General features: G+C 63.2%; 21 protein-coding genes. 9 read left to right on the top strand and 12 right to left on the bottom strand.

Translation table 11 applies throughout. The features are described from left to right. Positions 1-53: 53 nt before the first annotated feature. Positions 54-1265, bottom strand: a complete 1212-nt coding sequence (locus KI243_RS12900; RefSeq protein ID WP_177086079.1) for an MFS transporter — start codon at positions 1263-1265, stop codon at positions 54-56. A 400-nt stretch (positions 1266-1665) separates the two neighbouring features. Here KI243_RS12900 and ehuB point away from each other — a divergent pair, with 400 nt between their 5' ends. Genes ehuB through KI243_RS12880 form a run of 4 tightly spaced genes read left to right on the top strand, consistent with a single transcriptional unit; the run spans position 1666 to position 4722 of the window. Continuing rightward, complete coding sequence (gene ehuB, locus KI243_RS12895) at positions 1666-2541, top strand: ectoine/hydroxyectoine ABC transporter substrate-binding protein EhuB (protein ID WP_017129098.1); 876 nt, start codon at positions 1666-1668, stop codon at positions 2539-2541. Positions 2542-2593: 52 nt separating this feature from the next. After that, on the top strand, positions 2594-3271 hold the full coding sequence (gene ehuC / locus KI243_RS12890; protein WP_103033124.1) for an ectoine/hydroxyectoine ABC transporter permease subunit EhuC: 678 nt from the start codon (positions 2594-2596) through the stop codon (positions 3269-3271). A 16-nt stretch (positions 3272-3287) separates the two neighbouring features. Beyond that, the gene (gene ehuD, locus KI243_RS12885) at positions 3288-3938 is read left to right on the top strand and encodes an ectoine/hydroxyectoine ABC transporter permease subunit EhuD (RefSeq protein WP_017129095.1); all 651 of its coding nucleotides are present in this window, start codon (positions 3288-3290) and stop codon (positions 3936-3938) included. After that, positions 3931-4722 (top strand): amino acid ABC transporter ATP-binding protein, encoded by a 792-nt coding sequence (locus KI243_RS12880; RefSeq protein WP_103033123.1) that lies wholly within the window; start codon positions 3931-3933, stop codon positions 4720-4722. The genes ehuD and KI243_RS12880 overlap by 8 nt, the downstream gene beginning before the upstream one ends. 10 nt (positions 4723-4732) lie before the next feature. Here KI243_RS12880 and KI243_RS12875 read toward each other — a convergent pair whose 3' ends face one another. From KI243_RS12875 to KI243_RS12865, 3 genes are all read right to left on the bottom strand, one after another. Further along, positions 4733-5014, bottom strand: a complete 282-nt coding sequence (locus KI243_RS12875; RefSeq protein WP_017129093.1) for a HigA family addiction module antitoxin — start codon at positions 5012-5014, stop codon at positions 4733-4735. Positions 5015-5027: 13 nt separating this feature from the next. Further along, positions 5028-5306, bottom strand: coding sequence for a type II toxin-antitoxin system RelE/ParE family toxin (locus tag KI243_RS12870; RefSeq protein ID WP_017129092.1), 279 nt, complete (start codon positions 5304-5306; stop codon positions 5028-5030). 106 nt (positions 5307-5412) lie between these two features. Next, on the bottom strand, positions 5413-6312 hold the full coding sequence (locus KI243_RS12865) for a LysR family transcriptional regulator (RefSeq protein ID WP_017129091.1): 900 nt from the start codon (positions 6310-6312) through the stop codon (positions 5413-5415). 133 nt (positions 6313-6445) lie between these two features. Here KI243_RS12865 and KI243_RS12860 point away from each other — a divergent pair, with 133 nt between their 5' ends. Beyond that, positions 6446-7558 (top strand): AbrB family transcriptional regulator, encoded by a 1113-nt coding sequence (locus KI243_RS12860; protein ID WP_042936827.1) that lies wholly within the window; start codon positions 6446-6448, stop codon positions 7556-7558. Here KI243_RS12860 and KI243_RS12855 read toward each other — a convergent pair. From KI243_RS12855 to KI243_RS12825, 7 genes are all read right to left on the bottom strand, one after another. Next, complete coding sequence (locus tag KI243_RS12855; RefSeq protein WP_017129089.1) at positions 7531-7860, bottom strand: hypothetical protein; 330 nt, start codon at positions 7858-7860, stop codon at positions 7531-7533. The two genes, KI243_RS12860 and KI243_RS12855, sit on opposite strands and share 28 nt — an antisense overlap. A 37-nt stretch (positions 7861-7897) precedes the next feature. Then, positions 7898-9244 carry a dihydroorotase gene (locus tag KI243_RS12850; RefSeq protein WP_017129088.1) on the bottom strand — a complete coding sequence of 449 codons (1347 nt, stop codon included), beginning with the start codon at positions 9242-9244 and terminating at the stop codon, positions 7898-7900. Then, positions 9241-10497, bottom strand: coding sequence for a Zn-dependent hydrolase (locus tag KI243_RS12845; protein WP_017129087.1), 1257 nt, complete (start codon positions 10495-10497; stop codon positions 9241-9243). Before KI243_RS12845 ends, KI243_RS12850 begins: the two co-directional genes overlap by 4 nt. Then, positions 10494-11429, bottom strand: coding sequence for a dihydroorotate dehydrogenase (locus tag KI243_RS12840; protein ID WP_103033122.1), 936 nt, complete (start codon positions 11427-11429; stop codon positions 10494-10496). Before KI243_RS12840 ends, KI243_RS12845 begins: the two co-directional genes overlap by 4 nt. Further along, positions 11426-12259, bottom strand: a complete 834-nt coding sequence (locus KI243_RS12835) for a dihydroorotate dehydrogenase electron transfer subunit (protein ID WP_017129086.1) — start codon at positions 12257-12259, stop codon at positions 11426-11428. Before KI243_RS12835 ends, KI243_RS12840 begins: the two co-directional genes overlap by 4 nt. Positions 12260-12446: 187 nt before the next feature. Continuing rightward, the gene (locus KI243_RS12830; protein ID WP_042936822.1) at positions 12447-13712 is read right to left on the bottom strand and encodes an MFS transporter; all 1266 of its coding nucleotides are present in this window, start codon (positions 13710-13712) and stop codon (positions 12447-12449) included. Positions 13713-13885: 173 nt separating this feature from the next. Further along, positions 13886-14746 carry a hypothetical protein gene (locus KI243_RS12825; protein WP_017129084.1) on the bottom strand — a complete coding sequence of 287 codons (861 nt, stop codon included), beginning with the start codon at positions 14744-14746 and terminating at the stop codon, positions 13886-13888. Between the two features lie 247 nt (positions 14747-14993). Between KI243_RS12825 and KI243_RS12820 the strand changes: the two genes are divergently transcribed. The 4 genes from KI243_RS12820 to KI243_RS12805 all read left to right on the top strand — a co-directional run bounded on the left by KI243_RS12820 (position 14994) and on the right by KI243_RS12805 (position 19742). Beyond that, positions 14994-15869, top strand: a complete 876-nt coding sequence (locus tag KI243_RS12820; RefSeq protein ID WP_017129083.1) for a helix-turn-helix transcriptional regulator — start codon at positions 14994-14996, stop codon at positions 15867-15869. 190 nt (positions 15870-16059) lie between these two features. Continuing rightward, complete coding sequence (locus KI243_RS12815) at positions 16060-17076, top strand: iron ABC transporter substrate-binding protein (RefSeq protein WP_178991966.1); 1017 nt, start codon at positions 16060-16062, stop codon at positions 17074-17076. 69 nt (positions 17077-17145) lie between these two features. Next, positions 17146-18690 (top strand): iron ABC transporter permease, encoded by a 1545-nt coding sequence (locus KI243_RS12810; protein ID WP_178991981.1) that lies wholly within the window; start codon positions 17146-17148, stop codon positions 18688-18690. Further along, the gene (locus KI243_RS12805; protein WP_212810909.1) at positions 18687-19742 is read left to right on the top strand and encodes an ABC transporter ATP-binding protein; all 1056 of its coding nucleotides are present in this window, start codon (positions 18687-18689) and stop codon (positions 19740-19742) included. Before KI243_RS12810 ends, KI243_RS12805 begins: the two co-directional genes overlap by 4 nt. Here the strand turns inward: KI243_RS12805 and KI243_RS12800 are convergent. Further along, on the bottom strand, positions 19739-21460 hold the full coding sequence (locus KI243_RS12800; protein WP_212810908.1) for a hydrogenase maturation protein: 1722 nt from the start codon (positions 21458-21460) through the stop codon (positions 19739-19741). The two genes, KI243_RS12805 and KI243_RS12800, sit on opposite strands and share 4 nt — an antisense overlap. Between the last annotated feature and the right edge of the window lie 66 nt (positions 21461-21526).

Raw genomic sequence — 21526 nt, 5'->3', positions numbered from 1 at the left:
CGACCCAGGCCCCGCGCAGTCGATTGTGTTGCTGCTCCGCGAGCAACTTCGCTTCAGGCAGTGGCTGGACGCACCAGCGGCCGCCGCACGACATACAGCAGCAGGCTGACCGCCACCACTTCGCAACAGGCCGCCACCCAGCCCAGGTCAGCCGAGGTCCCGGTCACCAGGGTAAAGGAACCCAGCGCGGCCCCCAGGGAGATCCCCAGGTTGAGAAACGAAGCATTCAGCGACAGCGCCACCGGCGCCACCCGCGGACCAGCCGCCTCCACCAGGCGCGAAAGCTGCGACGGGAAGAACGCCCAGCCGGCCAGTCCCCAGCACATGAGCACCAGCAACACCGGCACCAGGGCCTCGCCCGGTGGCAGCCAATGGGCGATCAGCGACAGGCTCGCGAAGCTGGCGACCAGGACCAGCAAGGCCGCCACACCGACCTTGCGATGCCCCAGCCGATCGGTCAGGTAGCCGCCACCGAACATGCCGATGGCCGCCGAGATCCCCCAGACAAACAGCACCTCGCTGATGCTCGAACCGGAAATCCCGGTGGTCCTGGTCAGGTAGGACGCCAGGTAGGTGTAGTTGCAGAACGCGCCGGTGGTCCACAAGGTGGTGACCAGGATGATGCGCAACACTGCCGGATCCTTCGCCACGGCGATGCGTTCCGCGAGGCTGGCGGTGGGCATGCCCCGCCCGACATGCTGGTGCAGCCCCAGCAGCAAGCCGCCGAGTGCGATCACCGCCAGGACCGCGACGCCGGCAAAGGTCATGCGCCAGCCCAGCTGGTTGCCGATCAGGGCGCCCAGCGGCACGCCGATCACCAGGGCCAGGGTGGTCCCGCCGTTGACCACCGCGAGCGCCGAACCGCGTTTTTCCGGCGGCACCAGCGCGGCCGCCAGGGCATTGGCATTCGGCGCATACAACCCGGCGGCGAAGGCCAGCAGCAGCCGTGCCCCCAACAGCGTCCAGTAACCCTGGGCCTCGAAGGCCAGGAGATTGGCAAAGACAAACGCCAGCATCGAGCAGATCAGCACTTTTCGCTTGTCAAAGTGACCGGTCAGCGTAGTCAGTATCGGCGAACTGATGGCATAGGCCAGGGCAAAGAAGGTCACCAGTTGCCCGGCCTGCTCGATACTCACCGAAACATCACTGGCGATGCCTGGCAGCAACCCGGCGATCATGAAGCCTTCGGTGCCGATGGCAAAGGTGCCAAGCGCCAACCAGAACAGGGAGGAATAGCCGGGTGTTCCAACAGACGCAGAAGTCATGGCGGGGTTCCGAACGAGAGCAGGAGGAAATCTCGGAACCAATATGACCAGTTGGTTTAAAGCAGTCAATTAGCTTTAAGAGAATCAGAAAAACGATTCGGTCATCAGGTTGAATTTCGCACGGGCCATCGAGGCGTTCGAGCGGGCGACGGACAAGAGCCAGGCGATGAAAGTGCTGCTGGATTTCGGCGCCCCGGACTGAATCCGCGCCCCGCAAAAAATATATACATATGACTTAATGGTATTTATAACTTTCTATTCGCAACGATAAAGTTATAACCACATTCCAGACACGCCATGGCAGGCAGGCTCCCCGTCGGGATCGCGCCTGTCGTGCGCGCTTGCGTCACCCCCGATGCAGCCGCCGACCTCATACCCTCTTTGATACCAGGCTTACTTGATGAACGTCCTCAAATCGCTGTCGCTTCCGGCCGTGCTGTGCTCTGCCGCCTTGTTGAACGTCGCCCTGTCCTCCAGCGCCATGGCCGCCGGCCTGCTGGAAAAAGGCCGTACCGAGGGCCTCAGCGCCGGGATCGCCAATGAACAGCCGTACGCCTACATCGGCACCGACGGCAAGGTCACCGGTGCCTATGTCGATGTGCTCAAGGCGATTCTCGAACCCCTGGGCATCCACAAGCTGGAGACCCCGATCACCGACTTCGGCTCGCTGGTGCCCGGTGTCACCGCCAAGCGTTTCGACCTGATCGGCGAAGGCCTGTTCATCAATACCAACCGCTGCAAGGTCATCGGTTTCTCCAACCCGATCACCCGCTCCGGTGGCGCCTTTATCGTCAAGGCCGGCAACCCGCTGAACCTGCACAGCCTCAAGGACGTGGCCAGCAATGGCAAGGCACGCCTGGCCACCCAGGCCGGCACCAACCAGGTCCAGGAAGCCAAGGACAGCGGCATCGCCACGGCCAACGTGGTGCTGTTCGACAAGGACACCGAGGCCCTGTCGGCCCTGGAAGCCGGACGCATCGACGTGGTGTATTTCCCCGATGCCGAGATCATCGGCCTGCTGAAGAAAGCCGCCAACCCGGCCATCGAACGCGCCCTGCCCTTCGCCCAGATACCGGATGCCCAGGGCAAGCCGAGCTGGAACTACCAGGCCTATGGCCTGCCGAAAAACGATCCGGCCTTCGCCCAGGCGTTCAATGACCAACTGGCCAAATTGCGGGCTTCCGGCGAGCTGCTGAAGATCCTGCAGAAATACGACTACACCGAAAACGAACTGCCCGACGCGGACGTCACCGCCGCGCAACGTTGCAGCCAGTAAGCCCTGCCCACGCTTTCGCTGAAACGGCCTCAAACCCACACGAGTACAGGCCATGCCAATCGATACCCCGGCCGTGGATACGGCCCTGTTCATCGCGCGCCAGCTGGCCCATGGCGCGTGGGTGACCCTGCAGATCACCTTCCTCGCCGAAGTGCTGGTGCTGGTGCTGTCCCTGGTGATCGCGCTGATGCGCCTGTCACCCTGGCGCGCCCTGCGCTGGTTCGCCACCGCCTATGTCGAATTGCTGCGCGGCATCTCGGCACTGGTGCTGCTGTTCTACCTGTTCTTTATCCTGCCGCTGTTCGGCATCAGCCTGTCGCCGATGACCACCGGGGTGATCGGCCTCGGCCTGACCTTCTCGGCCTACGGTTCGGAGATCGTCCGGGCGGCGCTGGTCAATGTCAGCGCCGGGCAACGCGATGCCTTGCGGGCACTGGATTTCGGCCCGCTCGCCGCCTTGCGCCGGATCATCCTGCCCCAGGCCCTGCCGTTCATGTTGCCGCCACTGGGCAACCAGTTGGTGGAGCTGATGAAGACCACTTCGCTGGTGTCGCTGATCACCCTCAGCGACCTGACCTTTGCCGGCAACCAGTTGGTCACCACCCTGGGCCAGCAGACGCTGATCTGGAGCATCGTGCTGGTCTGCTATTTCGTCATGGCCTGGCCACTGACCTGGCTGGTGCGGCGCTACGAACAACACAGCTCGGCCTGGCGCCGGCTCTCGAAATAGCTAACGCGGGAACAACATGGAATTCGATATCGAGTTTGCCTGGTCGATCCTGCCCGACCTCCTGCGCGGCCTGCTGGTCACCGTGCAGGTGGTGGTGCTGGGTTTTCTCCTGGCGGTGCTGCTCGGACTGATCCTGGCGATTGCCCAGCGCTCGCCCTTCGCCGCGCCGAGGCGTTTCTGCCAGGGCTACCTGAGCTTCTTTCGCAACACGCCGCTGATGGTCCAGCTCTATGTGCTGTTTTTCGCCCTGCCTTCGGCGGGCATTACCCTGCCGGCGATTTCCACCGGGGTGATCGGCCTCGGGCTCTACTACAGCGCCTACATCGCCGAGGCCTATCGCGGCGCCATCGACGGCGTGCCGGCGGGCCAGTGGGAAGCCGCCCGTGCGCTGGACTTCGACACGACCACCACCTGGCGCCGGATCATCCTGCCCCAGGCCCTGAAACCGATGTTACCGGTGCTGGGTAACTACCTGATCGGCATGTTCAAGGAAACCCCGCTGCTGGCGGTGATCACCATTCCGGAACTGTTCCAGGCCGCCAAGCAAGTGGCCGGGATGACCTATCGCTACACCGAACCCTACACGCTGATGGCTGTGCTGTTCCTGATCATCAGCGTTCCGACTTCCCTGCTGTTCAAGTACCTGGAAAGGCGCAGCCATGTCTGATATCGCACACCTCCCGAGCACCGCGCCGGCGCAGATCCGTCTCACTCAGGTGGTCAAGCATTTTGGTGCGACGCGGGTGATCGACCACCTTGACCTGAGCATTCCCCAAGGCCAGAAAGTCGCGCTGATCGGTCCCAGCGGCTCGGGCAAATCCACTGTCCTGCGCCTGATCAAGGGCCTGGAGCCCTACCAGCAGGGACGTGTCGAAGTCGACGGCGTGGCCGTCACCGCCAAGGCCTCGGGCTGGCGCTGGCCCGGTACGAAAAAGCCGGCGGTGGAACATCGGGTCGGCATGGTGTTCCAGCAGTTCAATCTGTTCCCGCACCTGACCGTGCGGGAGAACATCACCGAAGCACCGCTTCAGGTGCTCAAGGTCAGCCGCGAGGAAGCCCTGGAGCGCGCCCATGCCTACCTGGCGATGGTTGGCCTGGGTCACAAGGCCGATGCCTATCCCGCCCAGTTGTCCGGCGGCCAGCAGCAGCGGGTAGCCATCGCCCGGGCCCTGGCGATGCGGCCGAAGGTGATGCTGTTTGACGAAGTGACCTCGGCCCTTGATCCGGAACTGGTGGGCGAAGTGCTGGCGGTGATCCGCTCGATCGCCCACGAACACCAGATGACCATGTTGCTGGTGACCCACGAAATGAAGTTCGCCCAGGACATCGCCGACCGCGTGCTGTTCATGGAAGCCGGACGGATCGTCGCCGACGGCACGCCACGGCAGATCCTGGTCGAACCGGATAACGAGCGTACGCGGCGCTTTCTCAATCGGGTGGAGCAGCGTTGACCGCGCCCTTTCAGGCCGCGACCAACCGACCAACCGCTGGCTGCTCGCGGTGTTCAGCTTGCCACAGGTCATAGTTCATTTGCAGGCCCAGCCAGAAACGAGCAGTGCTCAAACCGGAGCGCTCCAGGCGCACAGCCAGATCAGGGCTGATGGGTGCCCGACCATTGATCACCCGTGAAAGCATTTCACGGGAAAAATGCAGGCGCCGAGCCATCTCAGCGATCGTTATGTTCAGTTCCGGCAGCATCTCCTGAATCATGAAGCCAGGATGCGGAGGATTATGCATGGCCATGAATGGCCTCCTTTCAGTGATAGTCGAGGTAATCGACCAGCTCGACGTCCACCCCGACAAACTGGAAAATCACACGCCAGTTACCGCTGACGGTCATTGACCAATACCCGGCCAACCGCCCCTTGAGCAAATGCAGGCGATAACCCGGAAGATCGAGCTCGCCTGGACTCGCGGCCATATCAAGAGCAGCGAGGATGAGCCCCAGTCGCCTGGCATGACCGGCCTGAATCCCCCGGGTGGTCCCGGATTCAAAATAGGCCTTCAGGCCCTTGTGTCGGAAAGTCTTGATCATGACTATAGCGTGAACCGATGGTTCACGGAACACAATATTCTGGATCGTAGGCGGATTCGGCGATTAAGTGGTCAGACAAGAACACATCGCGTAGGAATTCCCGCTGTCAACGCTCACTGAAAAACGCCCGGCCATCGCGCTTGAGCAGATCGAGCATGGTCTGCGCGGCCGGCGACAGATAGCCGCCGGCCCGTACGGAAACCACCAGGGTGCGCTTCATGGTGGTTTCCTTGAGGCGTACTTCACGCAGGTGCATCGCGCCCCGCACGTCCTCCAGGGTCTCGCGTGCGAGGAAGCTCAGCAGCCGGGTCTGACCGATCAGGCGCGGCAGCAGGGAAATCGTGTTGGTCTCGATCTGCACCGAAGGCAGCGGCAGGTCGTGAGCAAGGAACACATTGTCGATCCAGCGCCGCGATGACACGCCGGCCGCCGGCAGCACCCAGCGATAGCGCCCCAGCTCGCTCAGACGAATCGGCCCGTCGAAGATCGGATGATTGCGACTGGCGACCACTACCGCCTCGTCGTCGAACAACGGGTGGGACAGCAACTGCGAGTCGTCGAACAGCGGACAGATCACCATGTCCAGGCGCCCGGAACGCAGGGATTCGCGCAGCATGTCGTCCTGGCCGATCGCCAGGTTCAGGGTGATCTCCGGGGCCCGTTCGAGCAAGGCCGCAGTCAGTTGCGGCAGCAGGTATTCGGCCATGCTCGCCGCACAGCCCAAGCGGATATTGCCCAGCACGCCACTGGCGAAGTCGCGTACCTCCCGATGGGTCTCGGCAATGCTCTGCTGCAACTGCCGGCCGCGCTGCTGCAACAGCATGCCGACCGGTGTCAACTTGATCCGCCGCCCCTCGCGCTCGAACAGTTTGGTGCCGAACGACTCCTCAAGGCGCTGGATGCTCTTGGTCAGTGCCGGCTGGCTGCGATTGAGCTTTTCGGCCGCCCGCCCCAGGTGCCCCAGTTCGGCAATCGTTTCGAAATAGGTGAGATCCCGCAGATCCATAATTGATCAACCAAAGTTATCGTTTCATCACAATTAGAGTCTGGACTTGATCGATTGCGTTATCAATAATTTATCTGCCGCGCCGATCCCAACGCCCTGCAACAGGCGCGTCCAGCGCTCTGGAGTGTGTTTCTTGCCTGCATCATCCTCGTCATCACGGTTCTCCCTGACCACCTGGCCCCGCCCATTGCAATGGCTGGCCCTGATCATCCTCGCCGGCACCGCCGGACAACTGCTCAAGCACGCCAGCCTGCCGGCCGGGCAATTTATCGGGCCAATGCTGGTGGCCATCGGCTTTGGCGTCAGTGGCGCCAACATCCGCATTCACCGGCAGGCGTTTCGCTTCGGCCAGGGCTGCATCGGCCTGCTCGCCGCCCACTCCATGACCCTGGCGGTACTGACGTCGATGGCCGAATCCTGGCACCTGATGCTGTTCGCCACGGTGCTGACGGTGTGCCTGAGCTCGCTGGTGGGCCTGGCGATGGTGCGTTTCGGCGGGATCCAGGCCAGCACCGCCGCCTGGGGCACCTCACCGGGCGCGGCATCGGCCATGGTCCTGATGGCCGATGATTTCGGTGCCGATGGCAGGGTCGTGGCAACCATGCAATATGTCCGCGTGGTTTGCGTGGTGGTGATCGGGGCGCTGGTGAGCCATGTGCTGGAGGCCCCCGCCAATGGCACCGGACTGCATGCCACAGAGGCCGTCCTGCACGGTTTCAGTCTGGTCGACCTGGGGCTGACCCTGGCGACCGCGGTGCTCGGCGTAGTCCTCGGTGCGCGCATTCCCGCCGGCGCCCTGCTGGTGCCGCTGCTGATCGGCGGGGCCCTGCAGCTTTCCGGACTGCTGCATATCACCCTGCCCGCCGGACTGCTGGCGGTCGCGTACGGAGCCATCGGCTGTTTCGTCGGCCTGCGGTTCGACCGACCCACCGTGCTGTATGTGTGGAAACGCCTGCCGACGATGATCCTCGGCGCCATCAGCCTGATCGCCCTCTGCGCCGCCTCGGCCTGGGTCCTGGCGAAGTGGCTCGGCCTGGATTTCCTCTCGGTCTACCTGGCCACCAGCCCCGGCGGGCTGGATACCATGGCGATCATCGCGGTCGACACCCATTCCGATATCGGCCTGGTCCTGGCAATGCAGACCCTGCGCCTGCTGGCGGTGATCTTCACCGGTGCCTTCTTCGCCCGACTGGTGATCCGTTTCGCCGGGCAAGACGCTCAGACCAAGCCGCGACTGCCGGCATAGGCCACCACCACCTCATTCAGGGCAGCGGCGATCAGGCCGCTGTCGGCGGTGCGCAAGGCTTCGTCAAGACTGTCCATGTAACCCAGCAACTGCGCCTGGATCTGCTGGGCAAACTCCGGACGAACTTCCTGATCTTCATAGAACAGCACATAGGCCCGGCAGAACTCGCCGATGACAAAACAGATGGCCGCCTGCTCGGGCAGCGTGCGGATGATCTGTTCGCATTGCACCCGTACGCGCTTGAAGGAATCGGTGCCCGGCAAGGCATTGCGGAACTCCTGGACAACAGCTGAAAAATTCATGGTTCGTTCCTTATGGTCATTGAATACAAGGCAGGCTTCAGCGATCGAATGCCAGGCGCTGTCCGTGAATGTCAGGAACAATGGCGCTACCGTCCCAGACCCGCTGGCCGTTGACGAAGGTGCCGACAATCCGCGACGAAAAGGTCGTGCCCTCGAACGGGCTCCAGCCGCATTTGGACAAGACCTGGGAGCGCTCGACCCGATGCGGCGAATGCGGATCCACCAGGACCAGGTCCGCCGCGTAGCCCTCGCGCAGAAAGCCGCGTCCGACCACGTCGAACAACCGGGCTGGCGCATGGCTGGTGACCTCGACCACCCGTTCCAGGCTCAACTCCCCGGCGAACACCCGCTCCAGCGCTGCCTGAAGTGCAAACTGCACCAGCGGCAGACCCGAGGGTGCCTTGGTGTAGAGCGCCTGCTTTTCTTCCAGCAGGTGCGGTGCATGGTCGGTGGCCAGCACGTCGATACGCCCATCGGCCAGCGCCCGGACAATGGCCTGGCGGTCCGTCTCGCTCTTCACCGCCGGGTTGCACTTGAGCAGGAACCCCAGCCGCTCGTAGTCCAGGTCATTGAAATGGAGGAAATGCACGCAGGTTTCGGCGGTGATGCGCTTGCTCGCCAATGGCCCCGGTTCGAACAGCTCCAGCTCTTCGGCAGTGGAGATATGCAGCACATGCAAGCGGCTGCCATGCTTGCGAGCCAGGTCGATGGCCAGCCGGGTGGACTGGATGCACGCCTCGCGAGAACGGATCAGCGGATGCTCGCGGGCCGGGATGGCCTCGCCATATTCGAGCGTGGCCCGGGCCAGGTTGGCGTCGATCATCGGTGTGTCTTCGCAATGGGTGATGATCATCACCGGTGTGTCGCGGAAAATCCCGTCCAGCACCTGCGGATCGTCCACCAGCATATTGCCGGTCGAGGCCCCCATGAACACCTTCACCCCCGGCGTGCTGCGCGGGTCGATGCGGCGAATGGCCTCCAGGTTGTCGTTGCTGGCCCCCAGATAAAAGGCGTAGTTGACCACCGAGGACCCGGCGGCGATCGCGTACTTCGCTTCCAGGGACGCCTGGTCCAGCGCCGGCGGCCGGGTGTTGGGCATTTCCATGAAGCTGGTGATGCCGCCCGCGGCGCAGGCTCGCGACTCGCTGGCGATATCCGCCTTGTGGGTCAGTCCCGGCTCGCGAAAATGCACCTGGTCGTCAATCATCCCGGGCAGCAACCACAGGCCGCCTGCCTCGATCACCGGGGTATCGGCAGGCACCTCGATGACCGGAGCGATCCGTGCGATGCGGCCGTCGCGGACCCACAGGTCGCTGATAAAACGCTGCCCTTCATTGATCAAGGTGGCGTTGCGGATCAACCACGAATTGCCTTGCTGTGTCATGGATTCAACTCCTGGCTGGCGAGATAAAGTACTTCGGTCGCCCTGACGAAATCGTCGACGTCCATCGCTTCATGGGGGTTATGGGAGCCATGCTGGTTCCGGATAAACAACATCGCGCTGGGAATCCCTGCGTTGGCGAACACCGCCGCGTCGTGTCCCGCGCCACTGGGCGTCTGCATACCGGCCCAGCCCTGCTCGCGGGTCAGGCGGCTGAACAGTTCGACCCAAGGTTGATGCATGGCGGCCGGCGCGGTGTCGACACGCTCGTCGAACTCGAAGATCACCCGGCGCCGCGCTTCGATCAACCGCACCTCATGCAGGATCAATGCATGGAAACGCTCCAGCGTCGGCTGTTGCAGGCTGCGGATCTCCAGACTGAAACTGACTTCGCCGGGGATTCGCGACACCGCATGATGAGCGCTGTTGGTGCCCAAGGTGCCGACCGTCACCACCAGGTCCTGTCCGGCGGCCAGCCATTGCTCCCAGCATTCATCGATCCGCGCCACCAGCTCGCTGACGGCGAACACCGAATCGTGACGATCCTCGCGGGACACCGCCCCGGAATGGCCGTCTTCGCCCAGGCAACGGACCCGGTTGTGGCGCAGGTTGCCGCGAATGCCGGGGACAATGCCGATGGCCTGGCCGGCTTTCTCCAGGGACTCGGCCTGTTCGATATGCACTTCCAGGTAGCCGGCGAACTGCTCGCGCTCGATCAACCATTGCTGGCGGCGGATCGCGTCGAGGTCAGCGCCGACCGACTGCAGGGCATCGCCCAGGCTTTTTTGGCTGAAGCGGTTAACCCGCTGCAAGTCTTCCCCGGTGAGTCCGCCCATCACCGCCCGCGAACCGATATAGGACTTGCCATACCAGGCACTCTCCTCGCCCCGCAAGCCGAGGACGCGAAAAGGCCATGCGGTGCGCACCTGCTCCTGGTCCAGCCGACACAGGCACAACAGACCAGCCACTACCCCGGCCAGACCATCGTAGTTACCACCTTGGGGGACCGAGTCCAGGTGCGACCCATACCAGATGGCCGGCAAGCCGGAATCGTCACGACGCTGAAAGATCACATTGCCGGCGCGGTCGCGATTGACCTCAAGCCCGCGCGCCAGGGCGTAGTCGCACAGGTAGGCAATCGCCGCGCTTTCGCCGGGGCCGTAGCTTTCCCGGGTAATACCCTCCTTGGGATCGCGTGACAACTCGGCGATATCGGCAAAGATCCTGCTGGCCTGGGCCTGCCACAGTGAGTTCATGGCAGTGCTCCAAACGGCTCGGCCGGCGCATCGTCGAGACTGCCGATCAAGCTGCTCAGGCGACTGACCCCCTTGCGCCGGCAATACACGTCCAGTTCGTCGACCATCAGGTTCATGGTCCGGGGATGGATGAAAGTCGCGGTGCCGACCTGCACTGCAGTGGCACCGGCAAGGATGAACTCCAGGGCATCGTCGGCGGTGGAGATACCGCCGCAACCGATCACCGGGATGCGCAGGGCCTGCGCACACTGATAGGTCAGACGGACCATCAGCGGCTTGATCATGGCGCCGGAAATCCCGCCCATGAAATTGCCCAGGCGGGCACGACCTTTCTCGATATCGATGGACAGGCCCAGCAGGGTATTGCCGACCACCACTGCGTCGGCACCCTCCTCTTCGGCCGCCAGGGCGATCTCGACGATCTCGCCGCTGTTGGGGGTCAACTTGACCCACAGTGGCAATGCCGTTGCCTTGCGCATCAACCGGACCACCTGCCGCGTGCTGTCGGCCTGCATGCCAAATGACTGGCCGTGGGCCTCCAGGTTCGGACAGGAAATATTCGCTTCGATCCCGGCGATGCCCGGCACATCGCCCAGGCGCGCGGCGAGGTCGGCGAAGCCTTGGGCGGTGGGCGCGGAAATGCTGACAATCAACGGCGTGTCGTAGTCGCGATAGAACGGCACCACCTTGTCGATAAAACTGTCGGCGCCTTTGCTGGGAATACCGATGGCATTCATCATCCCATCGGCCAGTTCGCAGACCCGCGGCATCGGGTTTCCACTGCGCTTTTCAGTGGTGATGGTCTTCGTCACCAGCGCCCCCAGGGCGTTGAAATCCAGCAGGTGGCTGAGTTCCTCGGCGAAGGTGCCCGAGGCCGGCATCACCGGATTGCGCAGGTGCAAACCGCCGATCTTCACGCTCAAATCAATCATTCCACCACCTCCGCCAGGTCGAACACCGGCCCTTCCAGGCAAACGCGCTTACCGATCTTCAACCCTGCGACTTCAAATACATCGACGCAGCACTGGCACATGCCCAGGCCGCAGACCATCTGCTGCTCCAGGGCCACCTGGCCGCTCAGGTGCAACTCGCCGCACAGGCGCTTGAGCAGACGCGTCAGGCGTCTGGAGCCACAGGTGAACAGGGCATTGCTGCCCTCGCGAGCGATGACGCGGCGCAGCAACGCTTCGATGTGCTCCAGCCCGCTACTGCCATCTTCATCGAGGACGCTGATGACCTCGGCTCCCAGCGAAGCGAAACGCTCGCGGGACAACAGGCTTTTTTCGCTGCGGGCACTGAGCACCGCCGTCAGGCTGATGCCCAGGGCATGGGCTGCTTCCGCCAGCGGTGCGAGCGTCGCCAGGCCCACGCCACGGGCGACGATGATCATGTGACGCCAGTCCGGGTCGAGGTCGAAGCCTTTGCCCAGGGGCCCGAGGATCTCCAGGGTCTGTTGCGGTCGCAGCGTATCCAGGCCATAGGTGCCCTTGCCGGTCACCTTGTAGAGAAACTCCACCTCGCCACTCAGCGGATCGGCCTTGTAGGTGCTCATGGGACGACGGAAGAACGGCTTGTACTCGCCGTCGCTCGGACACAGCAGATTGAAGAACTGTCCGGGCCGGGATTCACTGGCGGCACCGCCGGCCTGGAGCACCAGGCGCTTGTACTCGTCATTGACCCATTCGTTGGACAGCACCACCGCCAGCGTGTCGTTGGGCGGTGTGACGGCGATAGCCTGGCAGCAGCTGGAGACCACAGTCATTGGAAGGACCTCTTCTTGTCTAATTTTTGATACACAACAATCAAAAGAATGCGACACCTCCTCTGATCAAGGCGGTATCCGCTGTTTTTCACTGTTCTTCTGAGCTGACTTTACGCCAGCTCGTCATGCATGTCTAATTTTTGATACGGTACTTTCGCAAATATCCGGGCGTCCTTGCCCTTACCGGCTATTGCTCCTGCGGCGAGAGCGGCGCGGCCGGCGCCTGCCCCTCATCCCCCTGACTGCGTGGCAACAGGAACAGGGTCGCCGCCATCGCCAGCAGATAGATCGAGGCCAGCAGCATGATCGCCGCCGAGAACGAATACGCCAGGGCAATCGCGCCGACCACCAGCGGCCCGAAACCACCGACACCGCGTCCGACGTTGAACAGCACGTTCTGCGCGGTGGCACGCACCTGGGCCGGGTACAGGTCGGAGATCAGGGCGCCGTAGCCGCCAATCATGCCGTTGACGAAGATGCCCATCACCACCCCGGCGAACAGCATCGTCAGCGGATCGGTGAGGTTGGCGTACAGCAGCACCATCAAGGCGGCGCTGCCCTGGTAGAGCAGAAAGATCTTCCAGCGCCCGAAACGGTCGGCCAACTGGCCGAACAACCAGATACCGAAGGCCATGCCCACTACCGTCGCGGCGGTCCAGGTCCCCGAGGCCGTCAGGGAAAAACCGAACTGCCGGGACAGATAACTGGGCATCCAGATCATGATGCCGTAGTAGCCGAAGTTCTGTACCGAGGTCAGCACGATGACCCCGAGGCTGGCCTTGGTGGTCTGAACGTCCTTGAACAGTTCGGCAAAGCGACGGGTAAAGGAAATCGGATTGCTTGCCGCCTTGAGAAACGCCTGCGGCTCGCCCATGGTATGGCGGATGCAGAACGACAACAGCGCCGGCACCAGCCCCACCAGGAACATGCCACGCCAGCCAATGTGCGGCAGCAGCAACGGCGTCAGCAACGCCGCGGCCAGGACCCCGGCCTGCCACCCCATGCCGACATAGGACGAAGCCCGATTGCGCTGGCTGGTCGGCCAGGTCTCGGCGATCAGCGCCATGCCGATACCGAACTCGCCGCCCAGGCCGAAACCGGCCAGCGTGCGATACGCCAGCAGATCCCAATAACCCTGGGCCAATGCGCACAGTCCGGTAAACACGGAGAACACCAGGATGCAGGCACTGAGCATCTTGACCCGTCCATAGCGGTCACTCAACTGACCGAAGACCAGGCCACCGATCACCGCGCCAAGCAGGGTCCAGGTCACCAGCGAACCGGCTTCGGAACTGCTCAGGCCCAGGGCCAGGGTGATGGTCGGCAACATGAAACCGAGGATCAGCAGGTCGAAACCATCCATCGCGTATCCCGTTACACTGGCAACCAGGGCCTTGCGTGGTGATGCAGCCGCGTTTGCGGCAGTCGAATCGTTTTGCGCCGTCACGATCATAACCTCTTGTTTTTCTGGATGTTGTTGGCAGTACGCCGATAGAGGCGAGCTTGCCGTTACCCCGACTCATCCTTACTGGCATCACGCACGCTTCATGAAGCAAGCGCCGTGCCGCAGTCTACGAACAAATGAGACGAGATGTCTAATTTTTGATACTGATTCATCAAAAAAAATCACAAGTGCCACTCGATATTGACCGAGAGCGCATCGGTACCCACACCAGGCCGGTCATGATTACCGAATTTGTTTCGCCAGTATTCGTAGCCCGGACCGATCCACAGCACATTGCTGGCGCCCCAGCCAAGTCGGCCGACATCCAGCATCAGCGAGGCGCGCATCAGTTGCTCGGGCGCCGTGGACTGCTGCTGGTAATCGTCTCCCTTGCTGCCGTTGAGCAGGTAATAACCCTGGAACTTGAGCGGTAACCCGGCCACGGCAAAGGGCACGCCCCAGTTCACATTGAACTGGTAATACGGGGCGAACAGGATCTCGTTGTGATTCCCCGGCCTGTCGCACGCATCCAGGCCGCAATGATTCCATTCCCTGGCGTAGTAGAGGCTGGCGTCGACAAACCCGGCCGGCAGGGCGAACTTGACGGTCGGACCGAACACCAGCATGCGCTTGTTGGGGCCGAAGGCGTTGTCCTTGTCGTTGTAGTCAAAGCCGGCCGTCAGGGCCAGGTCCCGCACCGGACCGAACGCCAGTGGCGTGCCGAAGACCTTTCCATACTGCATCTGGTTACGGTAAGTCACGTAGACCTCGGTGGCGCCGCTGCCGCCACCCTTTGCCGGATCGCTGCGATCGGACTTGAACACATCCAGGTTGACGAAATTCTGCCCCAGCGAATAACCGCTCACATGGGACACCTGCAGAATCTGCTTGGCGACATCTCCGCCATTGCCCGGCTCTGTGTAATGGGCGCTGTAGCGATAGCCGACCAACGTATCGCCCCAGGCCAGCGGAGCCAGCAGGCAAATCGAGGGGACAAGGGACAAAATCGAGACGAACGAAGGCACTGCGAATACATGACGCATGGGGTGAGCTCCGATTTCTTATAGTTATGGGCACAGCGCGACGAGCCAATCAGATAGACATGGCCAAGCCTTTTTTGTATTTTTTAGACGAGTAAATTTATCTCGTCTAAATATTGATACAGACAAGCCCGATACAGGTCAAGAAATTTCCTTGTGCGTGCCGCGACCTTTTCCTTGACGGTCGCCACCGCAACAGATGGAGCTATTGGCTGCCACCCACGGACGCGTTCAGACTTTCGGAGCCACAGTGAGCCAAATCGACTACCAAGCCATCGGCGAGCGCCTCAGGGCCTACCGGATCGGACGCCAGATGAATGCCGACCAGGTGGCGGAAAAACTGGATATTTCCAGGGCGGCGGTGTATCGCCTGGAACTGGGCAAGATCGTCAAGCTCGAAACCCTGGAGCGGTTGGCCGAACTGCTGAACGTCTCGTTCAACAGCCTGCTGGGTTCGGATACCGAGTACTTCGACAACGCCCTGGGCTACTTCGAACGGATGCGCCAGCTCGAAGCTCGCTCCACCCGCATCCAGTCCTACTTCGACCCCTTCTCCTATCTGCTGACCACACCCGAGTACTCCGAGCTGTTCAGGACCATGCTCGATGAAGCGCGCCCCAACGACTTCGATGCCCGCCAGGACGCCATGCAGACGCAGATCCTCGATATTCTCAACGAGCGCAAGGCAACCTTCTCCAAACAGAATTTCGAGGTCCACTCGATCATCAGCCTGCGCCAGATAGAACGCTACCTGCACATCGGCCTGGTGGGCCGGCTGGACCTGCCCACCAGTGTGAGAATGGAAAGAGCCCTGCTGGCCCGTCGTGAGATAGAGCACCTGATCGAGAAGATCGGCAGCGACGGCGGCCGCGTGAATATCTACCTGATCGATGAAACCCTGCCCAGTGCGACCTTCCAGATTTTCCAGCAGGCACACACCAGCTATGTCGCCGTCAGCCCCTATCGGCTGGGCGAACTGCCCAATATTCATACCGGAATCGCCAGCGTCACCTCTTCCCCAGAAGCTGTGGCGATGTACAAGAACATGACTCAGGGCCTGCTCAAGCGCGCCCACAGCGGTGACGCCGCGAAAAACCAGTTGAGCCGGCTGCTGGCCAAGCTCTGAGTCTCAATCAAAATACAAACGACATCGATTAACGGTTTATTTGACGTTTTTTTCTCATCTCGCGCTCTACATTCCCGCCCGGACAAACATGCGAATGATTCCTATTGTTTAACTGGACCGGCGAATCGGGCGCAAACGCACCTGCCAACGCCTGCCACACATTCAACAAGACCGCAGGAGCTTCCTCCCAATGATTTCCCGTCTCCCCTCGTTTCTCAAGACCGCCCTGGTGGCCACCGCGTTGCTGAACGCAGGCCACGTCTACGCGGCGCCCAGTGCCGATGGCATCGTGGTCTACAACGCCCAGCACGAAAGCCTGACCAAGGCCTGGATCGATGGCTTCACCAAGGAAACCGGGATCAAGGTGACCCTGCGCAACGGCGATGACACCGAGATGGGCAACCAGCTGGTGCAGGAAGGCGACAAGTCTCCGGCGGACGTGTTCCTCACCGAGAACTCCCCGGCCATGGTCCTGGTGGACAACGCCAAGCTGTTCGCCCCGGTCGCGCCGACCACCCTGGAACAGATCGGTGCGGCCTACCGTCCGGCCCACGGCAACTGGGTCGGCATCGCCGCCCGCTCCACCGTGTTCGTCTACAACAAGAGCAAGCTGACCGAAGCGCAATTGCCCAAGTCCCTGCTCGACCTCGCCTCGCCCGAGTGGAAAGGCCGCTGGGCCGCGTCACCGGCCGGTGCCGACTTCCAGGCCATCGTCGCCGCCGTGCTGGAGCTCAAGGGTGAAGCCGCGACCCTGGACTGGCTCAAGGCAATGAAGACCAATGCCTCGATCTATCGCGGCAACAGCGCCGTGCTCAAGGCGGTCAATGCCGGGCAGGTCGAAAGCGGCGTGATCTATCACTACTACAGCTTCGGCGACCAGGCCAAGACCGGCGAGAACAGCAAGAACACCTCCCTGCACTACTTCAAGCACCAGGACCCGGGCGCCTTTGTCAGCACCTCGGGCGGCGGCGTGCTCAAGTCCAGCAAGCACCCGGAAGAAGCCCAGGCATTCCTCAAGTGGGTCACCGGCAAAGGTGGCCAGGCAGTCCTCAAGAACGGCAACTCGTTCGAATACGCGGTGGGCGTCGACGCCGAGTCCAACGCGAAACTGGTGCCGCTCAAGGATCTCGATGCGCCGAAGGTCGATGCCTCGAAGCTCGACAGCAAGAAGGCCGTGGAACTGATGACCCAGGCCGGAATCCTGTAATTGATCCAGGAGTCCATTCCCCCTCTGGACCCCGCCGCAGTCGCTCACGCGCCTGCGGCGCTTTCGCGTCTGCGCTCCAGAAAACGCTTCGGGCACCAGGGCAATCCCTGGATCATCGGGCTGTCGCTGCTGGTGTCTTTGCTGGCGTTACTGCCCATCGCCTTCGTGATCCTCTCCACCTGGCAAACCGGCTGGGCCACACTCGAAGCACTGGTCTGGCGCCCGCGAGTGGCCGAGTTACTGGTCAACACCCTGTTGCTGATGGTCATCACCATCCCCCTGTGCGTGGCGCTGGGACTGGCCCTGGCCTGGTTGACCGAACGCACCGACCTGCCCGGCCGCCGCGCCTGGTCGTTGCTGGCAACCGCACCGCTGGCCGTGCCGGCGTTCGTCCACAGCTACGCCTGGGTCAGCCTGGTGCCACCGATCCATGGCTTGTTCGCCGGTGTGCTGGTCTCGGTGATCGCCTATTTCCCGTTTCTCTACTTGCCTATTGCCGCCACCCTGCGCCGTCTCGACCCGGCCATCGAGGATGTCGGCGAGTCCCTGGGACTCAAGCCCCGGGCGGTGTTTTTCCGCATCGTCCTGCCGCAACTGCGCCTGGCGATCTGCGGCGGCGCGCTGCTGGTGGGCCTGCACCTGCTGGCCGAATACGGCCTCTATGCGATGATCCGCTTCGACACGTTCACCACGGCGATCTTCGACCAGTTCAAGTCGACCTTCAGCGGCCCGGCAGCCCATACCCTGGCCGGTATCCTGGCGCTGTGCTGCCTGTTGCTGCTGACCGTCGAATCCGCCGCCCGGGGCAAGGCGCGTTATGCCCGGGTCGGCTCCGGCAGCGCGCGACAGCAACGCACGGTACGGCTCGACCGCACCACCACCGTACTGGCCATGAGCATTCCACTGATCAGCAGCGTGCTCGCCCTCGGCGTGCCCTTGATCACCCTTGGCAACTGGCTGATCGCCGGGGGGCGTGAGGTCTGGCAACTGGACGAATTGCTGCCGGCCCTGGAACAGACGCTGCTGCTCGGTGCCGCCGGGGCGCTGCTGACCACCTGTGCGGCGGTGCCCGTGGCCTGGTTGTCGATCCGCTCGCCGGGGCGCCTGTACCGCCTGCTGGAAAGCTGCAACTACATCACCAGTTCCCTGCCCGGCATCGTGGTCGCGCTGGCCCTGGTCACGGTGACCATCAGCTTTGCCCGGCCGATCTACCAGACCTCGCTCACCGTGCTGCTGGCCTACCTGCTGATGTTCATGCCCCGCGCCCTGGTGAGCTTGCGCGCCGGTATCGCCCAGGCGCCGGTAGAGCTGGAAAACATCGCCCGCAGCCTGGGGCGTTCGCCGGCCCGGGCCCTGTGGTCGATCACCCTGCGCCTGGCCGCGCCCGGCGCCGCCGCCGGAGCGGCACTGGTGTTCCTGGCGATCACCAACGAACTGACCGCCACCCTGCTGCTCGCGCCCAACGGCACGCGCACCCTGGCTACCGGCTTCTGGGCACTGACCAGCGAGATCGACTACGCCGGGGCCGCGCCCTACGCCTTGATCATGATCCTGCTGTCACTGCCGCTGACCGGGCTTCTCTACTACCAATCCAAACGCACGGCGGGCCGATGAACGCTCTGGAACTCCATTCCCTCTACAAATCCTTCGGGACGCAGTCGGCCCTGGAAGACATCAACCTGTCGATCGCCACCGGCAGCCGCACGGCCATTGTCGGGCCTTCCGGCTCGGGCAAGACCACCCTGCTGCGGATGATCGCCGGTTTCGAATTTCCCGATGCCGGCAGCATCCTCCTCGACGGCCAGCCGCTGGTGGACGCCAGGACCCAGGTTCCGGCCCACCAGCGCCTGATCGGCTATGTCCCGCAGGACGGCGCGCTGTTCCCGCACATGACGGTGGCCGACAATATCGGCTTCGGTCTTTCCGGCAAGCCGGCCACGAAACAGCCGCGTGTCGCCGAACTGATGGAACAGGTGTCCCTGGACGCGCAGATGGCCGGACGCTGGCCTCACGAGCTGTCCGGCGGCCAGCAGCAACGGGTCGCCCTGGCCCGGGCACTGGCGCAACGACCACGGCTGATGCTGCTGGACGAGCCCTTCTCCGCCCTCGATACCGGGCTGCGCGCGGCGATGCGCAAGATGGTCGCGCGACTGCTGTCGGACGCCGGTGTGACCACCATCCTGGTCACCCACGACCAGGCCGAAGCGCTGTCCTTTGCCGACCAGTTGGCGGTGATGCGCAAGGGTCGGCTGGTGCAGGCCGGGCCACCGATGGATCTCTACCTGCGCCCCGACGATGCGGACACCGCGCTGTTCCTCGGCGATGCGGTGATCCTGCCCGCGCGGGTCGATAACGGCTGGGCAGACTGCGACCTGGGACGGATTGCAGTGAATGACGAAGGCAGCCACGGCGAGGCACGGATCATGTTGCGCCCCGAGCAGTTGCAACTGAGCACGCCGGGAGCGGGCCAGGTCGATGGCAATGCCTGTGCCGCCGTGGTGACCGACTGCGATTTCGGCGGCAACACCTGCACCTTGACGGTGGAACTGCGGAGTCCGGACAAGCGCGCGCTGCTGGTGCGCAGCACGGGCATACAGGCCCCGAGGGTCGGCAGCCAGGTGCTGGTGTCGACCCTCGGGCATGCCCATGTGCTAGGGGCCGGTTAACAGATCAGCACCCCGCTCGCCGCCCGGGCCGGCCGGGCCCAGGGCGCAATCAGGCGCTCGGGAGTGTCGCAGGCTCTGCGTTTGAGCACGAAGTTGCGGCACTTCTCGGCGAAGTGGTGACGGTCCTGCACCATGTCCTGCTGCATCTGTGCCAGCTCCAGGTCACGGCAGAACTCCATCGATTCCAGGTCCGGTGCGAGCTTGTCTTCCCGCGCCAGTTGCGGCTTGTCGACCAGGCCCTGGGCCTCGGCCATCAACCACTCGCCAAAGGCCCGCGGACAACGCGGTCCGACGCCCTGGACCAGGCCCATCGCCAGCGCCTGGGCGGTGCCGAGCGGCAGGCATTCCTGGGTCAGTTGCAGGGCGCGCTCGCTGCCCACCGCGCGCGGCAGGCTGTAGGTCCAGTATTCGGAGCCGTAGAGGCCCATGGTCTTGTAGTGCGGATTGAGCACGATGCCGTCGCGGGCCAGCACCACATCCGCCGCCAGCGCCAGCATCACCCCGCCGGCCCCGGCACTGCCGGTCAGGCCACTGATCACCAGTTGCCGGGCCCCCAGCAGTTCACGGCAGACATCGTTGATCGCGCGGATATTGGCCCAGGCCTCGAGCCCCGGCACCACGGCCGCCTGGATCACGTTCAGGTGCACGCCATTGGAGAAACTGCCGTGGCCGCCGCGAAACACCAGGACCCGGGTGTCCTGCGCCTTGGCCCAGCGCAATGCGCTGACCAGCCGGCGACATTGCTCGGTGCTCATGGCGCCGTTGTAGAACTCGAAGGTCAGCTCGCCGACCGCGCCGACCCGGCGATAACGAATCGGCTGGTAGGCCTCGACGCACTGCGGATCGCTGGCGATCGACCAGTCCAGGGTCGGCACCTGGTCCAGGCGTCCGGCCAGCACATGCCGGGCCGGGCGCTTGAAAGTCTCCTCGCCGGCAGCCGGTTTGCGCCGCAACGCGCCGATCCACAGGCTGCGATCACCGGTGGCGACCAGCACGGCGTCATCATGCACCGCCAGCAATTGGCCCGGCGTGCCGCAGCGGCGGTCCAGGTGAGCGTCATACAGGTAGTACTGTTCGCCCTGAAGGCTGGCAAGCACGCCCGGCTGACCATCGGCGGCGTCGATGCGGCGCTTGATGAAGGTGGCGCTGTCATGCCAGTTGAAGCTGCGATCGCTCTGTTTCATGTTCGGCTGCAGGCGCCCGAATACCCGCGGCGAGCCGTAGTCCAGCGGGGTCGGCACAAAGTCCGTTGCATGCTTCGCCACCACCTCGTGTATGCATGCCAGGGCGGCATCGGCCACGGGGCCGTTGTACAACTGCGACCTGCGCACTTCCTCGGGCATGTCGAACTCGCGAGTCGCCCAGATCGCGCCGCTGTCCATCTCCTCGGCGGCCTGCAAGGCGGTTACGCCCCAGCGCGGCAACTGCCGGGTGATGGCCCAGTCCAGGGCACTGGCCCCCCGATCGCCGACGATTCCCGGGTGGATGATCACCACCGGACGCGTGGCGTCGCGCCACAGGCGTTCGGGGACGCGATCCTTGAGAAACGGACAGATCACCAGGTCCGCCCCGGTGTGTTCGATCTGCCGGCACACCTCATCCCCATGGGTGAACAACACCACGCTGGGTTCATGACCGGCCTCACGCAGCGACAGCCAGGCACGCTGGGTAAGACCGTTGAACGCCGACGCCAACAGAATGATTTTCAATGAACGCATGACTACCTCCTCCTTGAGCGTGTACCGGGCCCCTTGCTCCCACGAGCAATCCCTGGCCCGGCTGGA

It is taken from the genome of Pseudomonas sp. Ost2 (assembly GCF_018326065.1).
Taxonomy (GTDB): domain Bacteria; phylum Pseudomonadota; class Gammaproteobacteria; order Pseudomonadales; family Pseudomonadaceae; genus Aquipseudomonas; species Aquipseudomonas gingeri.
Note: the sequence above shows the minus strand (reverse complement) of the source record. Positions and strands in the feature narration are given on the sequence as shown.

What these genes read in the sequence shown, in the direction of transcription:
- KI243_RS12900 (WP_177086079.1), bottom strand. Translation starts at nt 1,265, where the DNA reads ATGACTTCTGCGTCTGTTGGAACACCCGGCTATTCCTCCCTGTTCTGG.
- ehuB (WP_017129098.1), top strand. Translation starts at nt 1,666, where the DNA reads ATGAACGTCCTCAAATCGCTGTCGCTTCCGGCCGTGCTGTGCTCTGCC.
- ehuC (WP_103033124.1), top strand. Translation starts at nt 2,594, where the DNA reads ATGCCAATCGATACCCCGGCCGTGGATACGGCCCTGTTCATCGCGCGC.
- ehuD (WP_017129095.1), top strand. Translation starts at nt 3,288, where the DNA reads ATGGAATTCGATATCGAGTTTGCCTGGTCGATCCTGCCCGACCTCCTG.
- KI243_RS12880 (WP_103033123.1), top strand. Translation starts at nt 3,931, where the DNA reads ATGTCTGATATCGCACACCTCCCGAGCACCGCGCCGGCGCAGATCCGT.
- KI243_RS12875 (WP_017129093.1), bottom strand. Translation starts at nt 5,014, where the DNA reads ATGGCCATGCATAATCCTCCGCATCCTGGCTTCATGATTCAGGAGATG.
- KI243_RS12870 (WP_017129092.1), bottom strand. Translation starts at nt 5,306, where the DNA reads ATGATCAAGACTTTCCGACACAAGGGCCTGAAGGCCTATTTTGAATCC.
- KI243_RS12865 (WP_017129091.1), bottom strand. Translation starts at nt 6,312, where the DNA reads ATGGATCTGCGGGATCTCACCTATTTCGAAACGATTGCCGAACTGGGG.
- KI243_RS12855 (WP_017129089.1), bottom strand. Translation starts at nt 7,860, where the DNA reads ATGAATTTTTCAGCTGTTGTCCAGGAGTTCCGCAATGCCTTGCCGGGC.
- KI243_RS12850 (WP_017129088.1), bottom strand. Translation starts at nt 9,244, where the DNA reads ATGACACAGCAAGGCAATTCGTGGTTGATCCGCAACGCCACCTTGATC.
- KI243_RS12845 (WP_017129087.1), bottom strand. Translation starts at nt 10,497, where the DNA reads ATGAACTCACTGTGGCAGGCCCAGGCCAGCAGGATCTTTGCCGATATC.
- KI243_RS12840 (WP_103033122.1), bottom strand. Translation starts at nt 11,429, where the DNA reads ATGATTGATTTGAGCGTGAAGATCGGCGGTTTGCACCTGCGCAATCCG.
- KI243_RS12835 (WP_017129086.1), bottom strand. Translation starts at nt 12,259, where the DNA reads ATGACTGTGGTCTCCAGCTGCTGCCAGGCTATCGCCGTCACACCGCCC.
- KI243_RS12830 (WP_042936822.1), bottom strand. Translation starts at nt 13,712, where the DNA reads ATGATCGTGACGGCGCAAAACGATTCGACTGCCGCAAACGCGGCTGCA.
- KI243_RS12825 (WP_017129084.1), bottom strand. Translation starts at nt 14,746, where the DNA reads ATGCGTCATGTATTCGCAGTGCCTTCGTTCGTCTCGATTTTGTCCCTT.
- KI243_RS12815 (WP_178991966.1), top strand. Translation starts at nt 16,060, where the DNA reads ATGATTTCCCGTCTCCCCTCGTTTCTCAAGACCGCCCTGGTGGCCACC.
- KI243_RS12805 (WP_212810909.1), top strand. Translation starts at nt 18,687, where the DNA reads ATGAACGCTCTGGAACTCCATTCCCTCTACAAATCCTTCGGGACGCAG.
- KI243_RS12800 (WP_212810908.1), bottom strand. Translation starts at nt 21,460, where the DNA reads ATGCGTTCATTGAAAATCATTCTGTTGGCGTCGGCGTTCAACGGTCTT.